Below are 16,442 nucleotides of genomic sequence, written 5' to 3'. Positions count from 1 at the left end.
ATGGCAGAAAAAAAAGAGAAAAAAGAAAGACTTGACGTACTTCTTGTTGAACAAGGTATTGCTGAGTCAAGAGAAAAAGCTAAGAGATATATAATGGCAGGTATGGTATTCATAGGAGAAAAGAGAGTTGATAAGGCTGGAGAAAAAGTTCCTGTAAGTTCAAATATCATATTTAGAGGAGAAAAACTACCTTTTGTTAGTAGAGGTGGATTTAAGCTTGATAAGGCAGTTAAATCCTTTGGGATAGACCTTAAAGGAAAGAGATGCTTAGATATTGGAGCATCAACTGGTGGATTTACTGACTGTATGCTTCAAAATGATGCTTCAAAAGTATTTTCAATTGATGTTGGCTATGGACAATTTGCTTGGAAACTTAGAGTAGATCCAAGAGTTGTTTGTATGGAAAGAACTAACGTAAGATATGTAACCCCAGAGCAAATAGGAGAATTATGTGATTTTGCATCAATAGATGTATCTTTTATATCACTAACAACAGTTTTGCCAGCTGTACTTAATCTTTTAAATGATAAGGGAGAAGTTATGGCACTTATTAAGCCTCAATTTGAAGCTGGTAGAGAAAAGGTTGGTAAGAAGGGTGTTGTAAGAGAAGCTTCTACTCATAAAGAAGTAATTAAGAAAATTGTTGATTTTGCTTTATCACACAAATTAAATATATTAGGTCTTGATTTCTCTCCTATAAAAGGACCAGAAGGAAATATAGAATATTTAATATATTTAAAGAAGGATAACAATACAGAAGAGTTTGATTATAATATTATAGATGAAGTAGTAGATAAATCTCATAGTGATTTATAAAAATTAAATTGTTGAATAAGAAATATTAATTTTATAATTACTTTAGATAAACTGCATAGTTAAAGTAAAGGTGTGTTTTGGGGCATGAGAAATATAGGAATTATAATTAATAAAGAAAAAGATAAAGAAAATAAAATTTTAAATTTGGTTATTTTAAAGGTTAAAGAATATCTAAATCCTGATGAAATAAAAGTTATAGACCAATTTTATAAGGGAGATTATAAAGATTTAATGTCTTTAGATCTTTTAATAGTCCTTGGTGGAGATGGAACGCTTTTAGGTGTGGCTAGGAAATTCTCTACAGTTATAGATACTCCAATTTTAGGAATTAACATTGGAAATTTAGGCTTTTTAGTTACAGCTGAGATAAGCGAATTAGATGAAGCTTTATATAGAATAAAGGTTGGTGATTATAAGGTAGAGGAAAGAATGTTACTTTCTTGTACTATAGAAGGGGTAACTTGTTCAGAGGAAAGGGCTTTAAATGATATTGTTGTTGCTAGGGGAACATTATCTAGAATGGCACAATATGAGGTCTTTATAAATGATGAACTTTATGCTACTTTTAAAGGGGATGGAGTTATAATTTCTACTCCAGTTGGATCAACAGCCTATTCTTTTTCAGCTGGAGGCCCACTTATAATGCCAGATTTACAAATAGTATCAATAGTCCCTATATGTCCTCATACACCTAATTCAAGACCTATGATAATAGATGGAAATAACACAGTAAGAGTTAAGCCTCTTATCAATGAATCAGATGTCTTTGTTACAATAGATGGACAAAAAGCATTAAAGTTAGAAAAACACAATGAAGTTTTAATAAAAAAAGCACAAGAATTTTTTAGGATAATTTCATTTGATAATAAAAGTTATTTTAAGGTACTAAGGAAAAAATTGTTTAAGATAGAATAAATATTATGAAGGTGAGTTGAAGATGAAATCTAAGAGACATTCTAAGATAATTGAAATTATAAAATCAACAGCGATAGAAACTCAAGAAGAGTTAGCGGAAGAATTAAAAAAAGCTGGGTTCGATGTTACTCAAGCTACAGTATCTAGGGATATAAAAAATTTAAAACTTGTAAAAAAACAAGATAATAAAGGTCACTATAGATACACAATCATAGAAGAAGAAAAGAATGAAATGGTTGATAGATTAAGCAATATATTAGCCAATACTGTAACTTCAGTAGAAAATGTTGATAAGATGGTTGTTGTTAAAACAATATCAGGTTCAGCATCTGCGGCAGCAGAAGCAATAGATACCCTTCACTTAGGTGAAATTGCTGGGACTATAGCAGGAGACAATACAATATTTATATTAGTTAGAAGCTTAGAAAAAGCAGAAACTCTAGTTTCTAGGATACTAGAAATGATAGAAGGATAGTTAAGGAGGAGAAGTATGCTTTTACAATTAACTATAAATAACTTTGCTTTGATAGAAAAAGCATCTTTGGATTTTAAAGAAGGATTCACTATTTTATCAGGAGAAACTGGAGCTGGTAAGTCTATTCTTATAGATGCGATAAATTATGTTCAAGGAAGTAAATTTAATAAGGACTTAATTAGAACTGGAGAAGAAAAGACTTTTGTAGAGGCTATATTTTCAATAGATGATAATGAGAGGCTTAAAGAAATTTTAGATGATTTAGAAATAGAGTATGATGATACTTTAATAATTTCTAGAGAAACTTTTATAAACGGTAGAAGTAATATAAAGGTTAATGGAAGAAGTATAATAGTAGCTACTTTAAAAAAAATAAGTAGCACACTTCTAGACATACATGGTCAACATAATAATCAAAATTTATTAAATAAAGAAAATCATATAATGTATTTAGATGATTTTGGAGATTCTAAGTTAAGTGAAGATTTAAAAGAATATGGAGAAAAATTCTCAGAGCTTAAGTGTATAGAAAAACAAATAAGTGAATTAAGCAATGAAGGAAAAGATGAAAAACTTTTAAATTATTTAGAATATCAATTAAATGAAATTGAAGAAGCCAAGCTTAGAAATGGTGAGGAAGAAGAATTAACAGAAAGATTTAATGTTCTATCTAATGCAGAAAAAATAAAAAATTCACTGGGGATATCATACAATTTATTAAATGGTGTTGAAAGCAGTGTAGTAGATTCTTTATCAGTAGTAAATAGGGAACTTTCAAATGTTGAAGAGCATTTAGAAAAAATTAAAAATATAAACTCTAAAATAATGGAAATGTATTATGAAATACAAGAGATGGCTAGAGAAATTAGAGATATATGTGATGAAAGTGTTTATGATGGTAATGAATTAGAAGAAATAAATAGCCGTATGTTTAAGATTGCTGCATTAAAGAAAAAGTATGGAAATAGTATAGCTGAAATCTTAGAATATAAAAATAATATTTTATCTCAAATAAATAATATTAAAAATTCAGAAAAAATAATAGAAGACCTTTTAAATGAAAAAAGTAAAGTTGAGAGTGTTTTAAGTGAAATAGCTAATAGAATTCATAATAAAAGAATAGAGCTTTCAAAAATTTTAGAAGAAAATATTCACAAAGAGTTAGCCTATGTTGGTTTAGGAAAATGTAGATTTGAAGTTCTTATTGAGGAAGATGAAACATTTAATTTTAAAGGCAAGGACAAAGTACAATTTCTTATATCAACAAATCCTGGTGAACCTTTAAAGCCTATGGAAAGAATAGTTTCTGGTGGAGAACTTTCAAGAATAATGTTAGCTTTAAAAGCTGTGTTTATAGATAAGGATAAGATTCCTACAGTTATATTTGATGAAATAGACACAGGTATAAGTGGAAGAGTGGCTCAATCAGTTGGAGAAAAGATGTATGAAATATCAACAAAACATCAAGTTTTTTGTATAACACATCTTCCTCAAATAGCAAGTATGTCGGACAATCATTATATGGTTAGAAAAAAAGTAATAGATAATAAGACTTTTTCAAAGGTTGAACCTATAACTTATAACCAAAAAATTGAAGAGGTTGGAAAAATGCTAGGTGGCGTTGAGATGACAAGCAATACATTACTAAGTGCTAAAGAGATGATAGAGCTAGCTGACACAAAAAAAGAAACAATTAAGACTTTTCATACATAATATAGTGGTTTTTAATACAAAATAGAACTGTCAAACAGTTCTATTTTTTTTTATTTTAAAACTAATATGAGAATTTTAGTATATTTTAATTTGATTTGGCTAGAATAACAAAGTTAATACAGGATATTATGATTTTGAAAGGGGCAAATTAAGAATAGAAAAGGAGGAGATAGTTAATGAAAAATATGAACAAAAGAATAAAGATTATATCAATAATAATGATTTCTTTAATATTACTTTTATCCTCTGTAACATTTGCAAAGGATTATTGTGAGAGTAATAATGTTTTTGCAAGTAGTAATTTCTATTCTTTAAATTCTAAGAGTAGTAATGATGAAAAGTTTAAGAACAGATATGGCGTAGCTCTTGTAAATAGTGAACAAGAAAAAAGAGATATAGAGCTTTACGCTGGAGGAAATTCAGTTGGTGTAAGGGTATCAACAGATGGTGTATTGGCAGTAGGGTATTCAGACTTAACAAAAGGAAATGTAGAAATAGCAAGTCCAGCTCAAAATGGTGGTATACAAATTGGTGATAGACTTATAAGTGTAAATGGAAATAAAATAAAAAACTCAAAAGATTTATCAAAAAAAATTAATGAAAGTAAATCAGAAAATGTTGAAATATTGCTTGAGAGAAATGGTGAAGAAATAACAAAAAACATAAAATTATCAAAGAATCAAGATGGTGATTATAAAATAGGTCTTTGGGTAAGAGATTCTACTGCTGGTGTAGGCACACTTACTTTTTATGATAAAGAAAGTGGAAAATATGGAGCAATAGGTCATCCAATAACAGATAGTGAAACAGAGAAAATTCTTTCAATAAAAAATGGAGATCTTTTAAATTCTTCAATAATAAGTATAAAAAAAGGAGTTAAAGGTAATCCAGGAGAATTAAGAGGAATTTTTTCAAGTGACAAGAAACCTATAGGAAATGTTACAGGAAATACACAATGTGGAATCTTTGGTAGTATGAATACAGAAAATTTGAAAAATATTAATAATAAAACTTATAAAGTTGGTTGGAGAGATGAAATTCAACCAGGACCAGCTCAGATTATAACTACTATTGATGAAGAAGGTCCTAAGCTATATGATATTGAAATTGTAAAGCTTACAAAGCAAGAGAGTATTAGTACAAAGAGTATGGTTATTAAGATTACAGATGAAAGATTATTAGAGAAAACTGGTGGGGTTGTTCAAGGAATGAGTGGAAGTCCAATTATACAAAATGATAAAATAATTGGAGCTGTAACACATGTTTTGGTTAATAAACCCGAAATAGGATATGGAATTTATATAGAATGGATGTTAAAGGATGCTAAAATTATATAATAGAAAATAAGTGTGATTAATGTAAATATGTGTTATAATAAATACTAGAAAATTAAATGAATTTTTTAGTATTTATTTTTTTTAGAAGGAAATAAATAAGTTTTGTCGAATATAATTTAAAGTAGAATAGTTGTAAAAAAATGGATATATAAAGTTGGTTAAGGAGAGGAAAGCATGAAGGAATCAAAAATATCTGTATTAATTGCTGATGATAACAAAGAATTTTGCAATATTTTAAATGACTATTTATTAAGTCAAAGAGATATTGTGGTTACAGGAATTGCAAAAGATGGATTAGAAGCTTTAAAACTTATAGAAGAAAAACAACCAGATTTAGTTGTATTAGATATAATCATGCCTCATTTAGATGGACTAGGTGTACTTGAAAGAATAAATTCTCTAGGATTAGAAAAAACTCCAAGAGTAATAGTATTATCTGCTGTTGGACAAGACAAAATTACTCAAAGAGCTATAACTTTAGGTGCAGACTATTATGTTGTTAAGCCATTTGACATGGATGTATTTACAGAGAGAATAAGACAAATGTTTAATAGTACAATATCAGAGGAACCTACTAATAGTAAACCTACAATTAGTGTAGTTGAAGGATCAAAAGGTGAGTATGTATCTTCAGAAGATAGTAAGGAACCTGTAGATTTAGAGGTTGAAATAACTAGTATAATTCATGAAATAGGAGTTCCAGCGCATATAAAAGGATATATGTATTTAAGAGAAGCTATAACTATGGTTGTAAATGATATGGAATTATTGTCAGCTATAACAAAAGAATTATATCCTTCAATAGCAAAGAAATATAATACTACTGCAAGTAGAGTTGAAAGAGCAATAAGACATGCTATAGAGGTTGCTTGGGGAAGAGGACAAATAGATGCTATAAACAAAATATTTGGACATACTATACACAATGATAAGGGAAAACCAACAAACTCAGAGTTTATAGCTATGGTTGCAGATAAATTAAGACTAAAAAACAAGGTTAGTTAAATAGTTAAGATATTTGTTTGTTAGTATTTGAATATCAATAAACTCAATGAATAGAGTGTAATTAGTAAAAATAATGTTATAAAAATATTAATAGGATTAACTTTAGTATAAATATATTTTTATGTATTTATATTTATGAAGAAAGCACTTTTTATCAGCGAAAATATTGCATGGTAAAAGGTGCTTTTTTATAGAGATATATTTTAAATATATTATTAACCTATAAATATATTATATTAAATTAATCCTAGTTTAGTTATATATTATAAATATTACTTTTATTCAAGAAGGGAGGAAGTTAATGTGAGAAAAGCAGTTTATATAGAAGGAAATGAAAAAAAGATTGTTTTAGCTAATTGTATAACTAAATCTGAATATGAAAAAATATATAAAAAAAATTTGGTTTGTCCAATAGATGGCTGTAAAGCAAAGCTTGGCTTTAGAGAAGTAAAAAAGCAGAGAGATGGAAAATATTTTTATACATTACCTAATAATAAACATGTTGATGGATGTCCTTATAAAGTTCAAAAGAAAAGAAAAAGATTAAGAAGAAAAATAGAGGAAAATTTAGGTGAAGATTTTTCACAGATATCTTTTAAAATTTTATAATATTTTATATAAATTACAAAGAATATTTATAGAATTGTGTGAATTTGGAATTTGAGGTGAGAGATATGAATTTATATGAGAGAACTTTAAGTGAGGAGAGCATATTTAAGTGTTCTTTTATGGAACTTGTTAAGCAAAAAGTAAAATTACCAGATGGCAATGAGGCAGAAAGAGATATTGTTAAACATTCAAATGGAGTTTGTGTAATAGCTTTTAATGAAAAAGGGAATATACTTATGGTAGAACAGTTTAGAAAGCCTTTTAATAGAGTGTTTTTAGAATTACCAGCAGGAAAGGTGGACAAGGACGAAATTTTAGGAAAAGCAGCCTTGAGAGAACTAAAAGAGGAAACAGGATATTCAGCTAATAAGATAACATATTTAGGAGAAATAGCACCATCACCAGGATTTTGTGATGAAGTAGTTTACTTATATAAAGCTCATGAACTTAAAAAGGGAGAAACTAATTTTGATCATGATGAATTTTTAAATTTAAAGGAATATCCATTAGAGGAAGTTAAAAAGATGATTATAGAAGGAAAAATAACTGATGCCAAAACTATAGCATGTTTATTTTTCTATGAAAATATTAAATAATGAGAAATAAGAACTAGAGTATGTAAATTTACTTTAGTTCTTATTTTTTTTAATAAATTTAAATAACTTTATTATAAACTTATCATCTAGTCCTAAATATTTAATAGAGCCTTAAAAATAATTTTAAAAAGTATGTATCTTTTTATTATGTTAATCATATCTTTTAATAAATAGCTTTAATGGAGGGGAAGAAGAATTTATGAGGATGTTTTTTAGTGGACTTGTGGAGTCATTAAAAGAAAATAAAATCACTTTTTTATGGGTACTTTTATTCTTTTTAGTTGGAATAGTTTTAGGATCTTATACAGTTTACTATATGAGTGATTTTAATAGGGTTGAAATTACTACTTATTTTAATAACTTTTTAGAGTTTTTAGGTGGAAATTCTGTAGCTTATACAAGTATTCTTGTAGATAGTATAAAGAGTATTCTACCAATGGTTGTAATAATAGTTTTATTAGGTTACACAGCTGTAGGAACACCAATAATTCTTATGATGGATTTAGCGAAAGGTTATGTTATTGGATTTACATTTTCTTTAATAGTTAGCATGTTAGGGAGTAAGGGGATTATGTTAGTCTTATCAGGATTAATGCTTCAGAATTTAATTTTTATTCCAATAATAATGTTAATCAGCGTTTTGGCTATAAGACATTCAGTTACAAAGTTAAAAATGGGAGTATCTAGAGATAGAGTAAGACTTGATGTTAGTAAGGCATATTTAAACTTTCAAGGGCTTTTAAGCTTAATTATAATATCAGGAATACTAATTGAAACATATATATCACCTAATTTAATAAGATTAGTAATTAGTAGGTGATTTCTGTAATATAAATAATTATGTAATAACATTTTGGTTAGGAGTTAATATGAAAGATTTAGTAAGCAAATACGAAGTATATCTAGAATCAATAGGAAAGAGAAAGAATACCGTAAGTGCATACATTACAGATGTCTCTATGTATTTAGATTTTGTAGAGGAAAAAGGATTTAAAGTAAATGAGGATGGATATCCTTTGGTATCTTATGTACAACATCTAAAAGAAAATCATAAGTCTCCATCATCAATTCAAAGAACAATCATCTCTTTAAGAAATTTTTATAATTTCTTAGTAGCAGAAGAATTTTTAAAGAAGGTTCCAAATTTAACTATGAAAAAAGAAAGAGTTGAAAAGAAAAAGCCTTTAGTTTTAACTGTTGAAGAAATAAATAAAATTATGAATTCAACTAATGTTTTAACTGAAAAAGGAATACGCGATAAGGCTTTATTAGAACTTATGTATGCCACTGGAATGAAAGTTTCAGAGCTTATATCTTTAAGAATTGAAGATATTAATTTAGATTCATCTTTTGTAAATTGTAGAGATAGCAGGGGATATGAGAGACTTATACCAATAGGAAAAGCAGCTAAGGAATCTCTTAAAAGATATATTGTGGTAAGAGAAGATAATTCTAAAGGATCAGATAAGCTTTTCTTAAATATGAGTGGAGAACCTATAACTAGGCAAGGAGTTTGGAGAATTGTTAAGGAGTATGCTGTTATTGCAAACATTGGAAAGGATATAAATTTAAATACCTTTAGACATTCTTTTGCAGTGCATTTATTACAAAACGGAGCAAATGCTAAGGTAGTACAAGAACTATTAGGAAATCAAGTTATGACTTATATAGATATGTACTATGATATTATAAACAATGAAAAAATTAACAATATATACAGAAAGGCTCATCCAAGAGCATAATATATATAAGAAAAGGCTTTCATAAAAGTCTTTTCTTTTTATAATTTTTAGCTTTGAAATATTAGAATTTATTAAAAAATACATAAAAATAATTTGAATTTTATAATTAAGAAAAGAAAAATTCATTAATGTTGAAAAAAATATAATATTTTATAGGGTGAAAGTACTTGTAAATAAGGAATCTCTCTGATAAAATAAATTTATGAAAAGGTTATCACAAATTGATAGTGTGGAGGAAAGAAACTTATGAGAATGTATGATTTAATATTAAAAAAGAGAAATGGTGGGGAATTAAGCACTGAAGAAATAAACTTTTTTGTTGATAAATATACAAATGGTGAAATACCAGATTATCAAGTAGCAGCATTATTAATGGCTATATATTTCCAAAAAATGAATAAGAGAGAAACTTCAGATTTAACTATGGCTATGGTTAATTCAGGAGATATATTAGATTTAAGCGAAATACACGGTATAAAAGTAGACAAGCATTCAACTGGTGGGGTTGGTGATACTACTACTTTAGTTTTAGGACCTATGGTTGCAGCTTTAGGAATTCCTGTAGCTAAAATGTCAGGAAGAGGTCTTGGACATACTGGTGGAACAATAGATAAATTAGAAAGTTTTGATGGATTCTCAGTAGAAATGACTAAGGATCAATTTATAAATAATGTTAACAATATAAAATTAGCTGTTGGTGGACAAACAGGAGATTTAGCTCCAGCTGATAAAAAACTTTATGCTTTAAGAGATGTTACAGGAACTGTTGATAATGTATCATTAATAGCTTCAAGTATTATGAGTAAAAAAATTGCAGCAGGTGCTGATGCCATAGTATTAGATGTTAAGGTTGGAGATGGAGCATTTATGAAAACTCCAGAGGCAGCTAGAGAACTTGCAACTGAAATGGTTGGAATAGGTAAACATGTTGGAAGAAATACTGTTGCAATAATTTCAGATATGGATCAACCTTTAGGATTTGCTATAGGTAATGCTTTAGAAGTTAAAGAGGCAATAGAAACTTTAAGAGGAAATGGTCCTAAGGATCTTTTAGAGCTTTGCTTAACACTTGGAAGCAATATGGTTGTTTTAGCAGGTGCTGCTAAAGATACTGATGAAGCTAGAAAAATGTTAATGGAAACAATAACTTCAGGAAAAGCAATTGAAAAATTAAAAGAATTTGTAAAAGCTCAAGGTGGAGATGCATCAGTTATTGATGATATATCAAACTTCCATAATGCTAAATATATAATTCCAGTTAAAGCTACTAAATCAGGGGTTGTAAGCAAAATACATGCTGAAAACATAGGATTAGTTGCTATGGAACTTGGAGCAGGAAGAGCTACTAAAGAAAGTATTATAGATTTAGCTGTTGGTATTGTTCTTCAAAAGAAAAGAGGAGACAAAGTTAATGAAGGTGATATCATAGCATATATCCATGCTGATGATGAAGAAAAAGGTAAGAAAGCAGTAGATGGAATATTAGCTAATTATGAAATATCAGATTCAGTAAAAGATATACCATTAATCTACGATATAGTTAAATAGTTTAAAAATAAAATGTTTTAAAGCTGGTTGGATTCTTGTCAGGTATAGCTAAGATTTATAGTTATGCATCGCAATCTTTGAATAACCATATCTAACAAGGAACCCAACCACTTTAAATAAATTAAGTTTAGGTACTCATTATAGATTTTCTCGTTAAAGTTATCCTATACAAATTAAAGTATAGGATAACTTTTTCTTTTTTGCTTATAATTTATTTCTTTTGGGAGAAAATAAGCAAGAAAGGAGGAGATATTATGAAAAAATACATAAGAAAAATAGCAGCTTTTGCAATATTTTTATCCTTATTTAGCATTGTTTCTTCTGTTCCTGTAAAAGCTGAAGAGGCAATAGAAGTAGAAGCAAGATCAGCTCTTCTTATGGAAGCTAGTACAGGAAAAATAATTTATGAAAAGAATGCTAATGAAAAATTTGCACCTGCTTCAGTAACAAAAATTATGACAATGTTACTTGCCATGGAAAAAATAGATAGAGGAGAAATGAAACTTTCAGATCAAATCACAGTAAGTGAGACTGCTAAGAAAATGGGTGGTAGTACTATGCTCCTAGATGTCGGAGAAGTAAGAACTGTTGAGGAGATTATAAAAGGTATAGGGATAGCCTCAGGTAATGATGCAGCTGTGGCTATGGCTGAATATTTAGGTGGAAGTGAGAGTGGTTTTGTTGAGATGATGAACAAAAGAGCTCAAGAGCTTGGAATGAAAAACACTACATTCAAAAACTGCACAGGTCTTCCTATAGAAGGACATCTATCTACTGCATATGATATTTCTATTATGTCTAGGGAATTATTAAAACATCCTACGATATTAAAATATACAGGAACTTATATGGAAACTATATCAGAAGGAAGAAAATCTCCTATTGAACTTGTTAACCATAATAAATTAGTTAGATTCTTTAAGGGCTGTGATGGTCTTAAAACAGGATTTACTAATGACGCTAAATACTGTATATCAGCTACAGCTACTAGAGACGGAGTTAGAATGCTTTCAGTAATAATGGGAGCTCCAACATTTAAAATAAGAAATAGAGATGCTAGTATGCTTATGAATTATGGTTTTTCTAAGTTTGAAAGTAAGCAAGTAGCTACAAAAGATGGTGAAGTAGAACAAATTCCTATGAGTCAAACAGGGGATAAGTTTATCATAGGAAAAGCTAAGGATGATTTAACTCTAGTTTGTCCAAAGGGTATGGGTGACAAAATAGAGAAAAAAGTTGTTTTAGATGAAAGTAAGAAAAAAATCAAAGAATTTGATACTGTTGGATATTGTGAATATTATCTAGATGGTGAACTTTTAGGTAAAGTTGAATTATATTCAGATAGAGATATGAGAAAAGGTGGAATTATTGATAGTGTTAAATTCAAGGTTAAGAATTTCTTTAATGGTGAAGAGGAAGATAAAGTAGAAGAAAAAACAGAAGAAAAGAGTAATGAAAAATAGAATATTATTTAGACATTTTGATTGTATTGATTAGAATTAAAAATACATACCTATAAGTTGAAAGAAGAACAACTAGCATATAGTCTCCTTATGCTAGTTGTTTTTATATATAAATTTTTCTTTATCTGTATGTAAATTAGGCTAAAGCATATGAGAGAAAGAACTGTTTTTTTATATATAAATATTTATTTATGCTATATAATTTAATTGATTATCTTTAGTCTTTAAGTTTTAATTTTTTAGTTAAATAATTTCTTGGAAAATTTTTGTAGTCTTAATTTTTATAAAATTAACTTCTTGTATACCTTGAGTTTAGTGTTAATTGCTTTTTTATATGATAGTTGTTATGATATTATGTGAAGTTTTGAATAGTAGGAGAAAAAGAAACTATGGAAATGCCAATTATCAAACTTAAAAACTTTGATGGACCTTTTGATTTGCTTTTGCATTTAATCAAAAAAAATGAAATGAGTATTACTGAGATAAAGATTCATGAAATCACAAAACAGTATTTAGAATATATAGCCTTAATGAAGGAACTTGATTTAGAAATAACTTCAGAGTTTATAGTTATGGCAGCTACTTTAATAGAAATAAAATCGAAATCATTACTTCCTAAAGTTAAAGTTGAAGATGAGACTTGTGAGGAAGATCTTCAGAAAATATTAATGGAAAAGCTTCAAGAATATAAAAAGTTTAAGAAAATAAGTGCTTATTTAAGAGAAAGAGAACTTTCTACTGGAGAAGTATTTACAAAAAAAGCTGAAATTATTGAGGTTGAAGTGGACAACAAACTTGATGAAGATTACTTTAAAAATATAACTATGCTTGATCTTTATCAGCTTTATAATAATCTTATGAGAATTTACGGTGAAAAACAAAATGTAAATGTCATGGAGAAAAAGATAAGCGTAGATAAATATAAAATTACTGATAAAATTAACTTCTTAAGGGATAAGCTTAATGAAAAGAGCGTTGTTAGATTTTCTGAGTTTATACCACAGTGCGAATGTAAATTGGAAGTAGTTGTTACATTTATGGCAATGCTTGAACTTATAAAAAGAAGTGAAGTTAAAGTTGTCCAATATGAAAACTTTGGTGAGATTATGATGGAGAAGGTGATAGTAAATGAGTGATATAAATCAAATAGAATTTAGTGAAATATCTAAAAAAGACGAGCTTAAGTCTATTATAGAATCTCTTTTATTTGTTAGTGGAGAGCCTCTTGCTTTAAAAGATATATGTAGAATAGTAGAAGAAGATTTTAAATATGTAGAAGATTTAATGAGAGAATTAATGAATATATATAATGGAGATAGTTCAAGAGGAATAAAAATTATTAGTTTAAATGGAACCTATCAGTTAGTTACTAAAACAAAAAATAGTGAATATGTTCAAAAGCTTTTAAAAAAGAATGTTAGACAATCATTATCTCAGGCTTCTTTAGAAAGTTTAGCAATAATATGTTATAAGCAACCTATTACTAGAGTAGAGATAGATGAGATAAGAGGAGTAAAAAGCGAAAGTGCTATCCAAAGACTTGTTGAAAAAAATTTAGTTGAGGAAACTGGTAGATTAGAGGTTCCAGGAAGACCTATACTTTATGGAACTACAGATGAATTTTTAAGACATTTTGCACTAAATGATTTAGGAGATCTTCCATCTATAGAATTATTTGAAGCAGATGATGAAGTTGCAGCAACAGTGGAAGAGTAGGTACTGATAGCGCTATAAAAAGTAAAATAGTATGATTTAAGGAATTTAGGATAATAATTTATTTATATAAATTAAGAAGGTAGAGAATACTTCATATTCTCTACCTTTTATTATTTGAATAGCAAATTAACTCATTAAATTATAAAGTTTCTATATCTTACTCCCTGCGAAGTAAGAATTTTATTTTTTAGGTTTTAGGTTGTTTTATTATGGAGTTTGATTGGTTGATTTTATTGCATTAGAGGGTATTTATAATGTTTAACTCTTCAATAAAATCAGGAATAGTTAAGAAACTATTTAAATGAGTTAATAAAGCTATAGCAGGCTTTTAATCACAAAAATTAGAATCTTCTTTTTTGTCTTTACATTTTTTATTTCCCATATCCTTAAAGATTTCAATTATTTGAGGAATATTATCAACTATTCTGTCATAAGTGTTAGTTTGATTTACAGGTAATAGTCTTACGGAATCACCTTTAAGAACCAAGAAAGCAACTGGTTTTACACTAACACCAGCACCAGATCCCCCACCAAAGGCAAATCTATCTTCTATTTTTTCAGATTCTTTATTTGGAAGTTCTGAGCCTCCTGAAGCAAAGCCAAAGGAAACTTTTGATATTGGAATTATGTAACTTCCATCTTTAGTTTCTATGGCGTCTCCAACTACAGTATTAACATCTATCATGTCTCGGATATTTTCCATTGTTGTACCCATTAGATTTTCTATTGGGTGATTTGAGTTTATCATGATACAAACCTCCTAAAATTTTTTTAACTCTATTAAAAATAATATTTATAATTTCTTGAAATTGAATAAGTACAGAAATCCTATATATATAATTTGAGCAAAATTTATGGTTATTATACCTTGAACTTCAAAAAATAAGTAATTTTCATTATTAAATTTAGGACTTATGTTTCCAGTAAATTTTTTTAGTTTAAAAAAGTAATACAACTGTGTGTATGTCAAAGATAAAATTTGATGAATAAATCCATATAATAGAGCAGTTAAAGCTGCATCTTCAGTTGAATAATTTAAATCTAATACAACTTTTAAAGAAGGTTTAAATTTACTTTGGTTTAGCAATTTTATTAATTTCATAATGGTAAGGTTAGATGGAGGCTTTAAAAAGGTTCTTTTCTTTTTAGAAGATTTATTTATCTTAGTGTCCTTATTCCCTTTTTTTGAAATTTCTTTTTTTTCTTTATGTGTTCCTAATATTTTATTTAAAGATAATATTTCAAATTTATATAAATTAATCTTTAAATCTTTTTCTGAAAATAGTAATTTAAATTTTAAATTGATTGGAAAAAATAATAAAACTAAAATTATTAACAATAAAAATAATAAAAAAAACTTCAGCACATTATAAACCTCCTTACCATTTATACATTATTGACAATAATAGCTTTAATTATCCAAAAATATACTAGGTTATTAAATTTATAAAGTGGAAAGCTAATAAAAGAAGTTTCATAGAGAAAAAAGCTTAGTTTAAGGAGAGATATTTTATGAAAAAGAAGATTTCAATTCTTATGTTTTTTTTAATAACAATATCTATATGCTCTAATGTTATTGTTCTTGGAAAGGAAAATTATATTCCAGAGGAAGTTTCAATAGAGACTATGGATGTGAAAGATGGATATGGAAAGCAGTGCAAGGACATTACTCCTGATGCACATTTTGCTATTGCCTATGATGCTAAAAATAAAAAGATTTTATATGAAAAGAATGCTTTTAGAAATGTACCTATGGCAAGTACTACGAAAATATTAACAGCTTTAGTTGCCATAAATTATTCTGATTTAGATGAAGAGGTTACAATATCTAAAACTGCAGCAAGTATTAGAGGATCAAAAGTTGGATTTAGAGCTGGGGAAAAGGTTACAATGAGAGAGCTTCTTTTTGGTCTTATGTATAAGTCTGGGAATGATGCTGCCATAGCAATCGCAGAACATATTGGTGGTAGCATAGAGGAATTTTCTATACTTATGAATGATTTTGCTAGAATGTTAGGACTTAAAGATTCAAATTTCCAATCTCCTCATGGACTAGATAGTCAAATGCATTTTTCATCTGCTTATGATTTAGCAGTTTTAATGTCAAAGGCTATGGAGGAACCTTTCTTTAGAGAGATATCAGGAACTAAAGAAGTGGGGGCTGAAAAATATAACTTTACTAGAAGCTACAACAATATAAATAAAATGCTTTGGAGATTACCTAATGCTAATGGAGGAAAAACAGGTTATACGGGTCAAGCAGGAAAATGTTTAGTAAGTTCTGTAGATCATAATGGAAGAAATATAATCATAGTAGTTTTGAATTGTCCAACTAGGTGGGAAGCTACTGAAAGAGTTTATGAATATGTTAAAGAGAATTATTCTTAAAATCAAAGGTGTTATATTAATATTTTGATATAACACCTTTGATTTTTTGTTTTAGATTTTATAAAAAAATATATAAAATAATAATTTTTGTAACATTTTTAATCTCTCAGGGATATTTT

General features: G+C 27.9%; 17 protein-coding genes. 15 read left to right on the top strand and 2 right to left on the bottom strand.

The genetic code is table 11. The annotated features are described in order from the left end of the window. The 14 genes from ACYUCG_RS07455 (at position 1) to scpB (ending at position 13,935) form a co-directional block, all read left to right on the top strand. Positions 1-816: a TlyA family RNA methyltransferase gene (locus ACYUCG_RS07455; protein WP_003458690.1), complete on the top strand. Its 816-nt coding sequence runs from the start codon at positions 1-3 to the stop codon at positions 814-816. Positions 817-900: 84 nt separating this feature from the next. Next, the gene (locus ACYUCG_RS07450) at positions 901-1,731 is read left to right on the top strand and encodes an NAD(+)/NADH kinase (RefSeq protein ID WP_139933747.1); all 831 of its coding nucleotides are present in this window, start codon (positions 901-903) and stop codon (positions 1,729-1,731) included. Positions 1,732-1,753: 22 nt separating this feature from the next. Continuing rightward, positions 1,754-2,206, top strand: a complete 453-nt coding sequence (locus tag ACYUCG_RS07445; RefSeq protein WP_003451580.1) for an arginine repressor — start codon at positions 1,754-1,756, stop codon at positions 2,204-2,206. 15 nt (positions 2,207-2,221) lie between these two features. Then, the gene (gene recN, locus ACYUCG_RS07440) at positions 2,222-3,919 is read left to right on the top strand and encodes a DNA repair protein RecN (RefSeq protein WP_460268377.1); all 1,698 of its coding nucleotides are present in this window, start codon (positions 2,222-2,224) and stop codon (positions 3,917-3,919) included. 176 nt (positions 3,920-4,095) lie between these two features. After that, complete coding sequence (spoIVB, locus tag ACYUCG_RS07435) at positions 4,096-5,256, top strand: SpoIVB peptidase (RefSeq protein ID WP_139933745.1); 1,161 nt, start codon at positions 4,096-4,098, stop codon at positions 5,254-5,256. Between the two features lie 174 nt (positions 5,257-5,430). Next, a complete protein-coding gene (spo0A, locus tag ACYUCG_RS07430) occupies positions 5,431-6,261 on the top strand; it encodes a sporulation transcription factor Spo0A (RefSeq protein ID WP_139933744.1) in 831 nt (276 codons plus the stop codon). 303 nt (positions 6,262-6,564) lie between these two features. Next, positions 6,565-6,870 carry a hypothetical protein gene (locus ACYUCG_RS07425; RefSeq protein ID WP_139933743.1) on the top strand — a complete coding sequence of 102 codons (306 nt, stop codon included), beginning with the start codon at positions 6,565-6,567 and terminating at the stop codon, positions 6,868-6,870. Positions 6,871-6,935: 65 nt separating this feature from the next. Beyond that, on the top strand, positions 6,936-7,466 hold the full coding sequence (locus ACYUCG_RS07420; protein ID WP_460268376.1) for an NUDIX hydrolase: 531 nt from the start codon (positions 6,936-6,938) through the stop codon (positions 7,464-7,466). A gap of 199 nt (positions 7,467-7,665) precedes the next feature. After that, positions 7,666-8,286 carry a stage II sporulation protein M gene (gene spoIIM, locus ACYUCG_RS07415; RefSeq protein WP_460268375.1) on the top strand — a complete coding sequence of 207 codons (621 nt, stop codon included), beginning with the start codon at positions 7,666-7,668 and terminating at the stop codon, positions 8,284-8,286. 49 nt (positions 8,287-8,335) lie between these two features. Then, positions 8,336-9,208, top strand: a complete 873-nt coding sequence (locus ACYUCG_RS07410) for a site-specific tyrosine recombinase (protein ID WP_110016144.1) — start codon at positions 8,336-8,338, stop codon at positions 9,206-9,208. 246 nt (positions 9,209-9,454) lie between these two features. Further along, the gene (locus tag ACYUCG_RS07405) at positions 9,455-10,756 is read left to right on the top strand and encodes a pyrimidine-nucleoside phosphorylase (RefSeq protein WP_060795794.1); all 1,302 of its coding nucleotides are present in this window, start codon (positions 9,455-9,457) and stop codon (positions 10,754-10,756) included. A 254-nt stretch (positions 10,757-11,010) separates the two neighbouring features. Beyond that, a complete protein-coding gene (locus tag ACYUCG_RS07400; RefSeq protein ID WP_460268374.1) occupies positions 11,011-12,219 on the top strand; it encodes a D-alanyl-D-alanine carboxypeptidase family protein in 1,209 nt (402 codons plus the stop codon). A 389-nt stretch (positions 12,220-12,608) separates the two neighbouring features. Beyond that, the gene (locus ACYUCG_RS07395) at positions 12,609-13,355 is read left to right on the top strand and encodes a segregation/condensation protein A (protein WP_060795792.1); all 747 of its coding nucleotides are present in this window, start codon (positions 12,609-12,611) and stop codon (positions 13,353-13,355) included. Further along, positions 13,348-13,935 (top strand): SMC-Scp complex subunit ScpB, encoded by a 588-nt coding sequence (scpB, locus tag ACYUCG_RS07390; protein ID WP_025648201.1) that lies wholly within the window; start codon positions 13,348-13,350, stop codon positions 13,933-13,935. The genes ACYUCG_RS07395 and scpB overlap by 8 nt, the downstream gene beginning before the upstream one ends. Positions 13,936-14,263: 328 nt before the next feature. Here scpB and ytfJ read toward each other — a convergent pair whose 3' ends face one another. Further along, on the bottom strand, positions 14,264-14,683 hold the full coding sequence (gene ytfJ, locus ACYUCG_RS07385; protein WP_283677887.1) for a GerW family sporulation protein: 420 nt from the start codon (positions 14,681-14,683) through the stop codon (positions 14,264-14,266). Positions 14,684-14,728: 45 nt separating this feature from the next. Then, complete coding sequence (locus ACYUCG_RS07380) at positions 14,729-15,301, bottom strand: DUF2953 domain-containing protein (protein ID WP_283683289.1); 573 nt, start codon at positions 15,299-15,301, stop codon at positions 14,729-14,731. Positions 15,302-15,447: 146 nt separating this feature from the next. On the opposite strand from ACYUCG_RS07380, the gene ACYUCG_RS07375 reads away from it, so the two are divergent. Then, positions 15,448-16,323 (top strand): D-alanyl-D-alanine carboxypeptidase family protein, encoded by an 876-nt coding sequence (locus ACYUCG_RS07375; RefSeq protein ID WP_139933736.1) that lies wholly within the window; start codon positions 15,448-15,450, stop codon positions 16,321-16,323. Positions 16,324-16,442: the final 119 nt, after the last annotated feature.

The organism is Clostridium sp. CTA-17 (assembly GCF_054767895.1).
The sequence above is the reverse complement of the archived record's forward strand: the minus strand, read 5'-3'. Positions and strand labels throughout refer to the sequence as shown.

Bases quoted from the DNA above. Each gene is read 5' to 3' on its own strand.
- ACYUCG_RS07455 (WP_003458690.1), top strand. From the start codon at position 1: ATGGCAGAAAAAAAAGAGAAAAAAGAAAGACTTGACGTACTTCTTGTT.
- ACYUCG_RS07450 (WP_139933747.1), top strand. From the start codon at position 901: ATGAGAAATATAGGAATTATAATTAATAAAGAAAAAGATAAAGAAAAT.
- ACYUCG_RS07445 (WP_003451580.1), top strand. From the start codon at position 1,754: ATGAAATCTAAGAGACATTCTAAGATAATTGAAATTATAAAATCAACA.
- recN (WP_460268377.1), top strand. From the start codon at position 2,222: ATGCTTTTACAATTAACTATAAATAACTTTGCTTTGATAGAAAAAGCA.
- spoIVB (WP_139933745.1), top strand. From the start codon at position 4,096: ATGAAAAATATGAACAAAAGAATAAAGATTATATCAATAATAATGATT.
- spo0A (WP_139933744.1), top strand. From the start codon at position 5,431: ATGAAGGAATCAAAAATATCTGTATTAATTGCTGATGATAACAAAGAA.
- ACYUCG_RS07420 (WP_460268376.1), top strand. From the start codon at position 6,936: ATGAATTTATATGAGAGAACTTTAAGTGAGGAGAGCATATTTAAGTGT.
- spoIIM (WP_460268375.1), top strand. From the start codon at position 7,666: ATGAGGATGTTTTTTAGTGGACTTGTGGAGTCATTAAAAGAAAATAAA.
- ACYUCG_RS07410 (WP_110016144.1), top strand. From the start codon at position 8,336: ATGAAAGATTTAGTAAGCAAATACGAAGTATATCTAGAATCAATAGGA.
- ACYUCG_RS07405 (WP_060795794.1), top strand. From the start codon at position 9,455: ATGAGAATGTATGATTTAATATTAAAAAAGAGAAATGGTGGGGAATTA.
- ACYUCG_RS07400 (WP_460268374.1), top strand. From the start codon at position 11,011: ATGAAAAAATACATAAGAAAAATAGCAGCTTTTGCAATATTTTTATCC.
- ACYUCG_RS07395 (WP_060795792.1), top strand. From the start codon at position 12,609: ATGGAAATGCCAATTATCAAACTTAAAAACTTTGATGGACCTTTTGAT.
- scpB (WP_025648201.1), top strand. From the start codon at position 13,348: ATGAGTGATATAAATCAAATAGAATTTAGTGAAATATCTAAAAAAGAC.
- ytfJ (WP_283677887.1), bottom strand. From the start codon at position 14,683: ATGATAAACTCAAATCACCCAATAGAAAATCTAATGGGTACAACAATG.
- ACYUCG_RS07375 (WP_139933736.1), top strand. From the start codon at position 15,448: ATGAAAAAGAAGATTTCAATTCTTATGTTTTTTTTAATAACAATATCT.